General features: G+C 36.2%; 13 protein-coding genes. 1 reads left to right on the top strand and 12 read right to left on the bottom strand.

The window, feature by feature from the left end; genetic code table 11:
- Nucleotide 1: 1 nt before the first annotated feature.
- The 7 genes from HZI73_RS18105 to HZI73_RS18135 form a co-directional block, all read right to left on the bottom strand.
- Nucleotides 2-1,459: an AlkA N-terminal domain-containing protein gene (locus HZI73_RS18105; protein WP_212694776.1), complete on the bottom strand. Its 1,458-nt coding sequence runs from the start codon at nt 1,457-1,459 to the stop codon at nt 2-4.
- 152 nt (nt 1,460-1,611) lie between these two features.
- Complete coding sequence (locus HZI73_RS18110) at nt 1,612-2,148, bottom strand: RNA polymerase sigma factor (RefSeq protein WP_212694777.1); 537 nt, start codon at nt 2,146-2,148, stop codon at nt 1,612-1,614.
- Nucleotides 2,141-3,445: a DUF4179 domain-containing protein gene (locus HZI73_RS18115; protein WP_212694778.1), complete on the bottom strand. Its 1,305-nt coding sequence runs from the start codon at nt 3,443-3,445 to the stop codon at nt 2,141-2,143. The genes HZI73_RS18110 and HZI73_RS18115 overlap by 8 nt, the downstream gene beginning before the upstream one ends.
- Before the next feature lie 139 nt (nt 3,446-3,584).
- Entirely contained in the window at nt 3,585-4,403 is an 819-nt protein-coding gene (locus tag HZI73_RS18120) for a sugar phosphate isomerase/epimerase family protein (protein WP_212694779.1), read from the bottom strand.
- Nucleotides 4,404-4,590: 187 nt separating this feature from the next.
- Nucleotides 4,591-6,126, bottom strand: coding sequence for a multicopper oxidase family protein (locus HZI73_RS18125; protein ID WP_212694780.1), 1,536 nt, complete (start codon nt 6,124-6,126; stop codon nt 4,591-4,593).
- Nucleotides 6,127-6,256: 130 nt separating this feature from the next.
- Nucleotides 6,257-6,814, bottom strand: a complete 558-nt coding sequence (locus HZI73_RS18130) for a GNAT family N-acetyltransferase (RefSeq protein ID WP_212694781.1) — start codon at nt 6,812-6,814, stop codon at nt 6,257-6,259.
- A 140-nt stretch (nt 6,815-6,954) separates the two neighbouring features.
- The gene (locus HZI73_RS18135) at nt 6,955-7,221 is read right to left on the bottom strand and encodes a CD3324 family protein (protein WP_212694782.1); all 267 of its coding nucleotides are present in this window, start codon (nt 7,219-7,221) and stop codon (nt 6,955-6,957) included.
- Nucleotides 7,222-7,556: 335 nt separating this feature from the next.
- On the opposite strand from HZI73_RS18135, the gene HZI73_RS18140 reads away from it, so the two are divergent.
- Nucleotides 7,557-9,992: a PEP/pyruvate-binding domain-containing protein gene (locus HZI73_RS18140; RefSeq protein ID WP_212694783.1), complete on the top strand. Its 2,436-nt coding sequence runs from the start codon at nt 7,557-7,559 to the stop codon at nt 9,990-9,992.
- A gap of 97 nt (nt 9,993-10,089) precedes the next feature.
- Here the strand turns inward: HZI73_RS18140 and HZI73_RS18145 are convergent, their stop codons facing one another.
- The 5 genes from HZI73_RS18145 to HZI73_RS18165 form a co-directional block, all read right to left on the bottom strand.
- Entirely contained in the window at nt 10,090-10,881 is a 792-nt protein-coding gene (locus HZI73_RS18145) for an alpha/beta fold hydrolase (RefSeq protein ID WP_212694784.1), read from the bottom strand.
- A gap of 153 nt (nt 10,882-11,034) precedes the next feature.
- Nucleotides 11,035-11,193 carry a hypothetical protein gene (locus HZI73_RS18150; RefSeq protein ID WP_212694785.1) on the bottom strand — a complete coding sequence of 53 codons (159 nt, stop codon included), beginning with the start codon at nt 11,191-11,193 and terminating at the stop codon, nt 11,035-11,037.
- Entirely contained in the window at nt 11,186-11,467 is a 282-nt protein-coding gene (locus tag HZI73_RS18155; protein WP_212694786.1) for a CD3324 family protein, read from the bottom strand. The genes HZI73_RS18150 and HZI73_RS18155 overlap by 8 nt, the downstream gene beginning before the upstream one ends.
- Before the next feature lie 3 nt (nt 11,468-11,470).
- On the bottom strand, nt 11,471-12,436 hold the full coding sequence (locus HZI73_RS18160) for a hypothetical protein (protein ID WP_212694787.1): 966 nt from the start codon (nt 12,434-12,436) through the stop codon (nt 11,471-11,473).
- A gap of 226 nt (nt 12,437-12,662) precedes the next feature.
- Nucleotides 12,663-13,163, bottom strand: coding sequence for a hypothetical protein (locus HZI73_RS18165; RefSeq protein WP_212694788.1), 501 nt, complete (start codon nt 13,161-13,163; stop codon nt 12,663-12,665).
- Nucleotides 13,164-13,276: the final 113 nt, after the last annotated feature.

A 13,276-nucleotide genomic window follows, 5' to 3' on the forward strand; every position in this document is an offset into this window, starting at 1 on the left:
ATTACTCCTTTCTACTGGCATATTTCCATAAACATAGTGCGGCATATGCTCGATACGGTCGCCACTTTTCTGCCTTAGATAAAATTTCTTTTAATGTGGGTTTCTTATCCTCTACTGTAAGGGCTTTTATAATGCCAAGATCTTTTGCTGGGAATGAATCGACCATCCCCATACCTCGCATGGCTACATAATTAACCGTCCAATCTCCTACACCTTTTATAGCTGAAAAAGACTTGTAAAAAGTATCAAATGGTTGATTAGCGGTAAGACTCACCTCTTTGTTCACAATGGCACTTACGACATTTTCAATGGTACGCTGCCTTGTCTTCGTAATGCCAATGCCGTCTAGATCAAGGACCATCAATTCTTCAGGACTGGGAAAATGATACCTTAATCCTTCTGGCAAATCAGTTGAGGCTTTTATGTTGCCCCTTTCCACAATTCTTCCAGCTAGAGTTGTGGCTGCTTTTACGGTTATTTGTTGGCCTAATATGGCACGAATGGTGTGTTCAAATGGATCGAATGCTGTGGGTAATCGTGGAACATGTCCCCGTTCCATACCCTGTGATAAGATGTCATCTTGGGTAAATTGTGCGTTAATAGCAGTAAAATCGGTATCTAAATCAAACATTTTTCTTACTTGGTTGTAGATGGACATGTAACATCTAATGTCATCACTTACAATTGTTAATGCCAGTGCTGATTGCTCTCTATTATTCGTCACTGTAAAATAACCTTCTGAGCCATCCCTTCTAAATGTTCGGCTATAGCTAGATGGTGTAATGACCTCAACACCTTTTATGGCTCGAAATCCCATAAATGCCAGTATACCTTCAAAATCAAAAGGTTCTTCATAAGCTAACATCATGGTGGTGTTACCAGCTTCATCCTCTCGCTTAATGCCTTTTCTAATCATGGTAGGTGTTCCTCCAAATATGTTCTTAAATACATCATTAAATTGTCGTGTTGAACCAAATCCGGACGCATAGGCAATGGCCGTTATGGGTAAGCTGGAATAGATTAAAAGCTTTTTTGCAAACAGAGCTTTATGGTATGTGGCTATTTTAACAGGTGGCAGCCCTATATTTTCCACGAAAAGCTTACGCAAATGCCTATCGGATACGTAGAATTCTTTAGCTAAGTCACTAATAGAATGATTATTAAGATAACCTTCATATATTTTATGAAGTGCAGCATGAACAATAGATGTGCCATCCACATTCCCATTATAATAATCCACATGGATGTCCGGCCGACACCTTAAACAAGGCCGAAAACCACTCTCTAATGCATCAAAGACGGTATCAAAGTATTGTACATTTTTTTCTTTGGCAATGGGTGAAGGACAGGATGGTCGACAAAAGATACCTGTTGTCTTCACACCAAAAAAGAATTTTCCATCGTAACATTTATCCTTATTTTCACGAGCTGTTTTATATGGATGCTGATGCAATGCCATCACCTGCCTTTGTGTCCTATTGTCTTATCTCTACTCTATCATAATATAGGATGAGCAATATGAAAAGCGGTTTTCGGATATTACTGTTAAAAATAAAGCCCATAGGTAAAAGTTCATACACTTTTATCTATAGGCTGATATCACACTACGTATTATATTACCTTAGGGTTTACCATGGCTCCTCGCAATTTTTCTAAGGCATTGTATACTTTTGTTTTTATCGTACTCTCAGGCATCTGATAAATCTCCCCAATTTCTCTAAAAGAGTATTCTAAATAATATTTCATATACACCATACTCCTGTCTGTTTCTGGTAGATTATCTAAGGCTTCTTTAATGTCCATAGCCAATTCTTTTTGTTGCAATTCACATATTTTACTTGTTCTATTGGTTTGTACTTCCAACACATCATCTTGTAAATAGATGACTTTACTCTGCTTGCGAATATACATCTTAGCTTCATTGATTACAATGCGTATAAACCAAGTTCTGAAGTACTTTGCTTTCTTAAGGTTTTTAATGGTCATAAGGGCTTTTTCAATAGCAGTACATACCGCATCCATACTATCTTGCTCATGTCTTAGATAGCTATATGCTATTTTATAGCTTTCATCTTGTACACTTAAAAACAGTTGGGCTAATGCTTCCTTATTACCCTTCTGTGCCTTCTTAACCAGTTGTTTATTCATTGCGTTCACGTCCTAACTCAATTTCTACTTCATTGCTTTCATAAATAGGTGTGTAAGCACTATCAAAATAGAACGTATAAGCATCTTTTTGTGCTACCTTAAAAAATATATCAAATATGTCATCCTCGATGGACCCACGACTTGAAGTTGCCCCCTCTAGTCTTAAAATAAATCTTTGGTCAATTGTATTGCCTTTTATTCTAATCAACAATTCTTCGTTATCATATGCAAATTCTTCTACACTATACTCTACCCCTGTATAATGAATAGTCTTAGGGTATGTGTCATCTAATCGAAGTGTAAATTCATTTTCTCTATCCATAATCTCTATACCATCATAACCAAAGTATAGTTTCTCAGGCAAATCTCGATAATAAAGAGAAGGTACCAGTAACAAGGATATGTTTGAACTTCCAACAAATACATCCTGCTTATGCAGTTTATAACGGTTACCGTTATCATCCCGAAGATAAGGATTTATAAACCCGACACCATACATTGATGATTGACTATAATCAAATGAAAACTCCATAATGGTTGGTCCTATGGATACATGGCAAAACTGAATGGTTAGGTCATTCTTCTTGATTGATTTCATATGAGTTAAGTCATATTGTTTACTAAGTTGAAGATTATCTTTGTTAATGGGTACAGTGATTATATAGGTTTTATTGGGTTTTTCGCCAATCCTAGGCAACACGTTAAGACTTAAGAATATTGCTGGGCTCTCTGATTGTAATAATTTTTTCAGCTCACCTTCGCCCATTGGGTAATCCCCTTTAAACCATATGGCATCTCCTTTTTTTTGTGAGCCATATGTTGAATTAGCATATCGATAATGTCTTTTTAACTCATAATCATAATTATAATTTTTGATTTTATTCCCCGTTAAGTTACCCTTATAAGTTATACGTTCTTCATCGATATACATATCATATAACTCTAATTTATAACCATCTTCTTCCCATACTAGTTCATCTATTGCTTTATAACCATTAGTTGTGGCTTCTGTATATCCTTTATCCTCATAGAGTATCCTAACAATTTCTTTCACAATAGGTATCCTAGATACGCTTTCTGCAAAAGACTTGTTGTATTGTATCAAAAGAACCAAGGCTACTACTACACCTATAAAACAAGAAGCCACATATCGTATTTTAAATTGCTTCTTCTTAATATGAGATTCCTCTACTACTTTTCGTATACGCGTCTCAAGGATATCCGGCACAATAATTTCTTGACTTTTAATAGCTTTCTTAATATCAGAATTGACGTCGTATTTTTCTTTTTTATTCACAATATAATAATTCCTCCCTACTCTGCATTTTTTTGAGATCTCATAGATTAGATGCATAAGAACTGGATTTGGTTGGAATTATGATAAAATAATTTTCTTTCTCATATTTTGTTTCATTGAATGGGGTTATCTTTTGTGCTTATTCTCCATATATTAATTGACGCATCCATATGTAACCCTCCTTTACATAAGCTTCACTAGGAACAAGCTGAGGTGTGTGTTCAAAAACAAAAGTTATATTATCTAACGCTGCCAAATACTGAATAATGGGTTGTATTGTTTCATGTCCCATCGTTTCCCCACTAGGGTGAACGGGAACCCATGTGTATTCATCGCCAATATAGTCAATGTGATGTAAATGTACTACTTTGATATAATCTTTCCACTTGGCCAGATAATCCAATATTTTATCACTTGTTGCCATCAAGTAATCGCCAATGTCAACACATAATTTAAGATTGTATGCAGCCCATAAATCTACTGGAAAATCATGGAGATAATGAATGCCCGCACTTGATCTGTTAACGCCAAGCTTAGGTTCACAAACAATCTCCATGTTATACTTCTCTCGAATACACTTTAATCGCTGTAGTCCTTCTTCAATACAGGTATGAGGATTACCCTCTATTTTATCTTGAAAAAAAGGAAAATGAATCAACAGGTATTCCGCCCCTATTTTGGATAATCTGTTGGCTTCTGCATCAACTTGTTGCCATGCAACTGCTGGGTCATAGTGGACTTTTTGAATAAAGTCATACTTGCTTGTCCCCCGTATAATTGGCGAGTGGATGCCGAAGGTCAACTTATTTTCTTTTTTGAATCGTAGGAATTTTTGAAAGGCTTCTTCATCTGCGAATTCACCTATTTCAATATTGCTGATGCCATCCCATAATAAATTATCCAATTGGTTAATATCGGATAAGATGGTACTACCTGATACCGCTAATCGATGCGTCATGATGCATCCTCCTTTTTTCATATGTAAATCTGCAATAAAAGGGCTGTCTTATTAAAGCTAAATAACGTCAATATCGTAGGAAACTATAAGAGGTTAAGCTCCTCTTATAGTTTCCAAAACTTCTAGCCAATAAAATTGCTTTCATGACAAAACCCCTTTGCCCACCAGCAATACTATTCATCCAGATTTAATAAATCACCTCATATGGCAGCATCATCTCATGATCTTCATGCTCTAATATGTGACAGTGCCATGGGTATAGTCCTGTGTAAGGCACAAACTTTATGATGATTCTTGTTAGTTCTCCTGGATTTGCTCGTACAGTATCTTTCCAACCTCTTTCATTCAACTCAGGTGGTACAGCAGGTCCTGTCGTCATAATTTCTCCCGTGGCTTGATAATGGTCTACGTCAAAAGGCTGACGATCCAGTACGAGAAATCTTACAAGATGGATATGTATGGGATGCGTTGAATTAGCCAAGTTAATGAATTTCCATATTTCAATGGTGCCAACTTCTGGTTTTATTTCTATGGGATCATGCCACCTTCGTTTATCTAACAACAATAAGGCTCGCCCGTATTCGTCTTCCATACGGTCAAGGGTAATATCCCTTTCTAATACGGCATCTTTTACGCTTAAGGGGTCAATGGGTGTTAAGTGATATGGAATGATACTGTTATCCCTGCTTTTTAGTTTTTTAGTGACGCGAAACTGCATAATTTGCCCTGTTGTATCTGGGTCTACTGGACCTCCTCGAGGATATGGGGATGCTGCATCATTGGTTATGACAATATGCTCACCCCTGTGGCCAGAAAAATCAATAATGACCTCTGCTCTTTCTGCGGGAGCAAGTAAAATAACAGGGGTCACAACAGGAGACTCAAGAAATCCTTGATCTGTTCCAATCTGATAAAAGGGCTGATTACTGGATAACTTCATGTTGTAGAACCTCGAGTTAGACCCATTAATGATGCGAAATCTGTATTTCCTTGGCTCAACTTCCAAATAAGGCCAAACCTTACCATTAACCAATATATTTTCAGCAAAATAATCCGATAGAACACTTGGGTTTACATATGGATTGGGTGGGTCTGTTTGAGATGGGTAGTACAGTGAACCATCCTCATTAAAGGTCCGGTCTTGAATGAGCAATGGCATATCGTACGCATCTTTTGGCAACTGCAAGTAATCCAATGCGGGGTTACGTATGATGTAGATACCGGCTAACCCTGCATATACATTCAGGCGTGTAATACCTATTGCATGGGCATGATACCATAAGGTGGCAGCTGGTTGTTGATTGGGATAATCGTATACTTTTCGGGTAAACATAGGACCTACCACTTTATAGTCTTTTGTATACCAAGCATCAGGATAACCATCACTTTCTGGCTGGACCACTGAACCATGAACATGAATGACTGTTCGAACACTGGGAACACTAGGTTCAGCACCATGTACTGTTGTATCAATAGGTAATAAATGTTCAGGTGGTAGTTCATTTAACCACTGAATACTTATCCACTGGTTTTTCATCACATCAATAATGGGTCCAGGATACCGACCAGCAAAACCCCAAACGGTAGTTGGTGGTAAGTCTCGATGTAATTTTTCTTTAAATTGTGAGATAACTATCTTATAATAATCTGCCCCTTCGACCCGATCTGTCGGTTTTAGTGTGGGTATGGTTGGCAATTTATCCACATATTTTGCTAATGCCATTATGTTCCTCCACTAAACATGATATATATTATTTATATGGCACGCCATATAATCTATGCCTAATTAACTGACTCTGATACACCATGTTGTAAGAGATAGTATTCAAAAACGCCTATTCACTTAGGATGATTTACGAAGGATTTAACCCTTTATACTCTTGACTTAATATGCTCATCCTATAAGCATCATGATAAGCATGGTTAAAATAAAGACATTGACGACATATTCCTTCTTCCTTAAACCCTAGCTTTTTATACACATGAATTGCTCTCTCATTATATGCATACACTTCTAGTTCTATCCGATTAAGATTGAACATACCAAAACCATAGTTTACCGTTAATGCCATGGCTTCAGAACCATATCCTTGATTGAAATTCTCATCCAAAAATAAAGCTATACGGATACTGCTGCAACGGTTTTCAAAATCAATGTCATTCAATACCACTTCGCCTACTATTTCATCAGCCTTTTGACTAACGATGAACAGATCCAGTCGTTCATTGTCCACTTCTATTCTTTCAACATAAGCCTTTAACTGAGCCATGGTAATTATTTTTTTACTACCCGTATAGAAGCAGCTGTCATAACTTGCTTCTTGTAATTTTTCATAATAGACCTCTAGATGTTGTGATTCTATAGGTACTAAGTACACTTTTTCTCCCAGAAACATTGGATTTTTCTGCATGTTATACCTCCACAATTGTCTTTTACATCATCATACCATGATTCTATGTGGCGTATATAGGGATAAAATGGCTATTATTTATTTTTTACCTCTTATGCTTTAATAAAAGTTACTACCCAGTCAAGGCGTAGTAACTTTTTTTAAATTTTTTTATATATAATCTTATGAATGCTATCCATGGAAAGACAGTACTCTTTGGCAAGGTCATCTTTTGTATAACCTTCCAGGTATTTGCTCTTAATGGTCATGTTCCGTCTTTTAATCCTGTCCCGATAGCCTGATTTTTCACCCCACCGCTTTCTTGTTTCCGGTTGGGATGGAATATATATGAAGCCACCTTGAACATATTGCTGTATTTCTTTTACAAGATGTTCCGGTAATATTTTTTTTGCATTGACATAATTCATTGAACTTCGCTCCTTAATCGTTAGTCTCACTTAAGGACACAAAGTCTGTCATCTGCATTAATTAGGCGATCAATTAATTTACCCCTGCACAGTTATCACCTTTGTCATATTGACAGACCTTGTGCAGAGTTGACGTATTCGATTTATATTGATTCATGTTCGTTCCCCCTTGTCATCAATTTTAAATAAAAATGGGTTTATCCTATTATAGCATATAAAGAAGTTAAATATAATCCTTATCTTGCTGCCTTGATTCTGCTATAATACTATAATCGATGGTTATTTATGGGCTTTATCCTCATCATCTATTATTTAATCTGTAAGGAGGGGTTTACATGATTCAATCTTTAAAACAGCTAAGTAAAAAAGACAATCTACAATATGGTAGCAAAGCTGCAAACATAGGAGAATTATCAAAAAACATAAAGTATGTACCAAAGGGTTTTGCACTGGACTTTTCTTGTCTGGAAACCTATTTAACACATAACGCGATTTCCTATACACCTGATGATTATATGGCTTATAGTCAAGAAATTCGTCAAGCCATACTTCAAGGACATATGCCGCCTTCTGTTAGAGCTTGTGTAACTGCTCATTTGGACTCCATCAGAAATGATTGTCCGAACACCACATTTGCAGTACGATCATCCTCAAATCTTGAGGACGGCCTGTTTCGTAGTATGGCAGGTATGTTTACATCCTACATACAACTGGATATCTCCCATGTTGAAGAAGCCATTAAAAAAGTGTTTGCCAGCTTGTATGCTGATGTTGTTCTAGACTATTTACTAGATAACAATATCCCTTTTCAAGACCTTAAAATGGGGGTCATTGTTCAGGAATTTATTAAGGGATCGCCATCAGGTGTTATCTTTACAGCTGATACCGTACATATGAATACTGAGCATATGCAGATTAATGGTGTGAACAGTATCTGTGGGGACTATGTTGACGGTTCTGCACCATCTTGTTTCTATCGTATGGAAAAAGATACAAAGAAGATTCTTGCCTATTCCTCTGATGATGTTTCATTATCTCTTACACCAGAAATATTGGTCATGCTTCATGATCAGGGTAAACTTATTGAAGGTATCTTTGGTTGCCCACAAGACATTGAGTGGACTTATGCTAACCATCACGTTTATATTCTTCAATCACGACCTATCACCACCATAAAAACATCTGATTTTCCAATAAAATGGCGTTCAGATAAGGATGCTTTGGATACGTGGTATCGTTTATTCCCTACGCCCTATACGCCACTTATGGAAGACATCATCCAAATAGAATGTGAAGAACAGTCAAAGGGTGTTTATGAAACCGTGTTTCGTACAGATCTATATGGTGAATTCATGATTCAACATGGTTATGCTTATGTAAAACCACTTTCAATAAAGGATGCTGAATCAAAACGAAAAGCCTATCTGGATAAGCTCTTCAAAAACTTTTCCGAAGGTAAATGTATCTTTTGTGATACCATCTTGCCTGAAATTAACAAGTTGACAAAAGCCTTAAATAGATACACAGATATATCTTTATCTGCTAAAGAGATAATAGACTACATCCATTTATCTGTAAAATATCTTACATATACTTGGCGTCAACACTGGCATGCTACCCAAGCCAATGAGTTTTTAGTTGTGTTTGAAGAAAAAATATTAGACATGTTTGATGACTTAGAGACACAAGACTGCTACGACTTAATCTATGGTTTCAGCCTTTTAGCTAGAGAACGAGAACTTTTATACTTGATGACATCTGAGATTAAGCGCAATCCCATTTTAATGGATATGTTTCACACCTATCCATATGATACCATTCTTTATGAACGACTTAAAAGGGAACCAGCTGCTGGTCAATTCCTAGAACTTATGGCTGTTTACATGGCGGAATACGGTATTTGTGATGCTGGTTTAGATGCTATTTTGCATCCTACTGCTAAAGAAAGGCCAGATTATTGTATGGGTCAGGTAAGGCATTTATTATCTGCTGATGAGAAACTCTTTTTCCAATCGAAACAAGAGGCTTTGCTTCGCAAAGTAACCTTAAAAGATGAGCTTCTTAGCCGATTAGATATAAAGGAACAATCCCAATTCCTTGATATGATAGCATTAGCTGAAAAATCATTACTTGCTAATGATAATCATCATTATTATATGGAAAGAAGTTATCGGGGGTATCTTAGACTAGCCACCATTGAAGCAGGGAAATGGTTATGTGCTAAAGGATTAATGGTATCACCGGAAGATGTACAATTCCTTCATTTGGATGAAATCCTAAAGGCATTAGAAAATAGGTCATTAGAGGAACATGTAATAACCCATAGAAAAAACACCTATGCCCTCAACAAACAGATGTTAGCACCAGAGATTATTGGGCATGTTCCAGAGAAAAATACGAATCAGCCTCATCATAATACACCCTCCCCTTCCCATGATACCCAAATCATATTAAAGGGTTTATCGGGTATGCGTAAGAAGGTCATTGGTAAAATCTATCTAGGCAAGCCGAATACACTGGAAGGTGATCGTATCCTGGTATTGCCCCATTGCCACTGCGGTGATATTATGTCTTGCATATCAAAGGTAAAAGGAATTATCTATAACTGGGGTTCACCTTATGATCATTATGGTATCATTACCAGAGAACTGGAAATTCCATCTATCTATAAAACCAATGATGCTACAGAGGTTCTCAAGAATAATGACTTGGTTGAGCTGGATGGTTATACGGGCACTATAACTGTACTTGAAAGAGCTAAGGACCAATAATATGCTCATCACGTTACCATAAACTAAATGTGAAAAGGCTACTCTTCGTACATTGTTTAGAGAGTAGCCTATTGATTATTTTATATTATATAATCATTTAAAGGGTAATTTCATTTAATAATATCTGATAAAACGCATCTTTGGCTTGTTTTTCATACCAAGGGGTATGCCCACAGTTTTTTAATTCATGACAAGTAAAGTTTTTGATAACTTTATGTAAGGAGTCCCTTATACCTTCTATTGGATGGGAATCATAGTCCCCATGAATGGCAACGACTTCACACTGAATATCTTTACCCATTTCATACATGGCGCCACTTTTTCTTAACCTGTGTGCTTCAGGCCATACTTTTGCAAATATTTCATAGCAGCATGTATGGTCATCATGATCCATCTCCATGGGATCATAAGCATCTAACTTTTCCATAAGTGCTCCGAATCTACCAAATATAACATCCATGTTATCTTCTTTACCCTGATTACTAAACTTATTTCTTAAAGATGTTAGTTCTTCACGTTCTGATTCTGATAACCTTTCTTCTCTGGTCTGACAAAGATCAGGATAATATTTTTCTTCTACCGCTCCACTAGCTACCATTATTATTTTATCCGCAAGATGAGCATACTGAGCTGCTAACATATAGATGAGCATAGCTCCCCAAGAATGTCCAATCAAAATCATAGGACCTTCCCCATGAGCTTCAATAATATCTTTAAGTTCTTGAATCTGTCCTTCTACTGACTTAGCCGTTTGTAAGGGTTCCAGTACCCCATATAACTTTGCTAATTCTTCTGCTACAGGTTTCATGGCTCCTGCTGCTCCAGGTCCACCGTGTATAACCGCTATTTTGTAGGGTTTTTCTCCATATTTTCTTAGATTCATGGCCATCTTCTTACTTCTCCTTTTGTCTTATTAAATGATTACTCTATCTATTATAGCTTGTATACCCATAAACCTCAATCCACTTATCTATGCAAATAAAAAACCACGACGCTAATCAGCTTGTGGTCTTTATGATCTCTATGTAAGTATCCATAATTCCTAATTTTTCTCACTGCTGTTTTTACTGAAACACTGCTTGCATACCTTTATATTACCTTGGGGCCATATCAGTTTTACCCCTGTACGATTACATTTTGGGCAAGTCCCTCGCCACTTTGTTTTCCTATTGATGCTTTTTCCTCTATAATTTTTACTCATTCTTTTCTCCCCTATCTTTTCCATATACAATCTTTTTAATGGTATAGACACTTAAACCAAATACAAAAGATAATTCTTCAATGCTGGTACCATCTCTAAATAAATGACGTATCTGCCTATTCCTCTGAATAAGCTCTTGTCGAATGCCGCTTTTAACACCCCATCTGGTATGGGAATCTTTTCGTGGTATGTACACGTTCCCCCCATTTATATATTTTTGTATTTCTCTTAATAGCTCTGGTGGAAAGATATCTTTTCCATTTTTATGACTCATATATTACTCCTTAAAACTATATAATAAGTCTACCCAATATTCGAAGCCTTCAAAATCACACGATTCATAATCCATAATCGACTTTCTATAAGCTCGATAGGTGTAAACATATATATCCCGGTCAGCATATTGTCTTTTTAACAACCCTAATATGTCGTGTATCAAGAAGCGTCCTATCTCTTCATTCACATAATCATCTTTTATGGCAAGATTATCTAACCATATTTTACCTTCTTCGTCCATATCTGCATAGATTGCCCCTATAATGTCATCTTGGTTATTTCTTACTGTCATTAGCGAATCGTAAAATATAGCTTTATCTTTAATCTCATCCATCTCAGCCATTGAATCCGCTAAGAAATATGCATTAAAAGTTGTCTTTTTATAAAATTCATATATAGCATCATATGGATTATCTTTCCCTTTTTTGACATGGTATGTACCCTTTAGAGAAAATGGAGCTATACTATTTTTTGTGTTTGTTTTTAAATAAATACCATATTGTGGCTGAAAATTCTCTCTCAAGAGGATAGGCACCAGATAGTAAGCTAATGATGGGTATACCTGAATTTCCCCGTATTCAAGGACTTGAATTTTAAAATATTGAAATGACCCTTGTTCTTTAGCCCACTGAAGGATATGCTTTATGGACTCTTCCACAATTTCAATTCGCCGCTCAAAATTAGAAGGTATAATCATGGTGGTCATTAAGACATCTGGTGTACTATCTGTCGTAAACAAATGGTACAAGCAATAATCCCCATTATCTAAGTAGTCAATCATTTGCCAATGCTTTGTCATAAAATCAGCTCTTTGTTTATCACCTGCATCATCTATCTTGTGGTTGTTAAGAATTCTATCGTGAAAAGCCATCTTTCTGTATCCAAGCATAGGAAAAAATTCCTTTTCAGCTTTTATGATTTTATCACTGAATTCTCTTCTATTATTGTTGTTGATAATCTTTATCATATAATCACTTCCTATTCTTATATTTAGATTAAATCCTATCTAGGGTAAGGGTTTAACCATGTCTTAATGTAATTATCCCATAAATAGCAGTATATGGATATACCGAGGTTAATTATAATAAATGTTGCTTCAAAAAAAGTAACCACACAGCTACACACTGTGTGGTTACTACCGTACATCATTGTTTTATTTTTATATTCTTATTCCTTTTTTCATAAGTTTTCAACTACTCATTACTATAGATCACATCAGCTGTTACTTCTTCTGCTTCTGTATCACCTGATGTATAGCCTGCCACTGTATTGCCCACTTTGAATACCTTTGATACAGGTTCTATACCATTATCTGGATCATCTTCAAAGCGTGTCTCTTCTGTAATAATCACCCATTTACCATCAACCTTAATCTTGCTGCCATCTTCGCTGATTTCTTCAATGGTACCACTGATATTAACTGCTACTTTTTCTTGAGGCTTATTCTCATCGGATTCATTTTCGTCTGTTCCATCTTCTGAGTCATTTTCATCTGTTGTATCTTCTGCCTCATTGCTATCTGTATCATTACCTTCGGCATCATTTTCATCAGGTTCGTTTGTATCATCATCAGGTTGGACCTGTGTGGTATTATCATCTGGGTTAGCCGTATCATCATCTGCTTTTTCAGTACATCCTGTAAATACAGCTAGGCCTATGGTTAATGCCATTGCTATTGCTATTAATTTTTTCATTATTTATTCTCTCCCTTGTATCATATTTGTATCTTCCCTTATTTATCCCACTTACTTTTTTTAATGTTTCTATAACCTCCTTCTTAAGTAATACTTTTTAGAAGGTCAAAAGG

The sequence above is a fragment of the Vallitalea pronyensis genome, from assembly GCF_018141445.1.
GTDB classification, from domain to species: domain Bacteria; phylum Bacillota; class Clostridia; order Lachnospirales; family Vallitaleaceae; genus Vallitalea; species Vallitalea pronyensis.

Coding starts and splice junctions, on each gene's coding strand:
- HZI73_RS18125 (WP_212694780.1), bottom strand. CDS start 6,126: ATGGCATTAGCAAAATATGTGGATAAATTGCCAACCATACCCACACTA.
- HZI73_RS18120 (WP_212694779.1), bottom strand. CDS start 4,403: ATGACGCATCGATTAGCGGTATCAGGTAGTACCATCTTATCCGATATT.
- HZI73_RS18155 (WP_212694786.1), bottom strand. CDS start 11,467: ATGAGTCATAAAAATGGAAAAGATATCTTTCCACCAGAGCTATTAAGA.
- HZI73_RS18135 (WP_212694782.1), bottom strand. CDS start 7,221: ATGAATTATGTCAATGCAAAAAAAATATTACCGGAACATCTTGTAAAA.
- HZI73_RS18160 (WP_212694787.1), bottom strand. CDS start 12,436: ATGATAAAGATTATCAACAACAATAATAGAAGAGAATTCAGTGATAAA.
- HZI73_RS18130 (WP_212694781.1), bottom strand. CDS start 6,814: ATGCAGAAAAATCCAATGTTTCTGGGAGAAAAAGTGTACTTAGTACCT.
- HZI73_RS18105 (WP_212694776.1), bottom strand. CDS start 1,459: ATGGCATTGCATCAGCATCCATATAAAACAGCTCGTGAAAATAAGGAT.
- HZI73_RS18150 (WP_212694785.1), bottom strand. CDS start 11,193: ATGAGTAAAAATTATAGAGGAAAAAGCATCAATAGGAAAACAAAGTGG.
- HZI73_RS18165 (WP_212694788.1), bottom strand. CDS start 13,163: ATGAAAAAATTAATAGCAATAGCAATGGCATTAACCATAGGCCTAGCT.
- HZI73_RS18140 (WP_212694783.1), top strand. CDS start 7,557: ATGATTCAATCTTTAAAACAGCTAAGTAAAAAAGACAATCTACAATAT.
- HZI73_RS18110 (WP_212694777.1), bottom strand. CDS start 2,148: ATGAATAAACAACTGGTTAAGAAGGCACAGAAGGGTAATAAGGAAGCA.
- HZI73_RS18145 (WP_212694784.1), bottom strand. CDS start 10,881: ATGGCCATGAATCTAAGAAAATATGGAGAAAAACCCTACAAAATAGCG.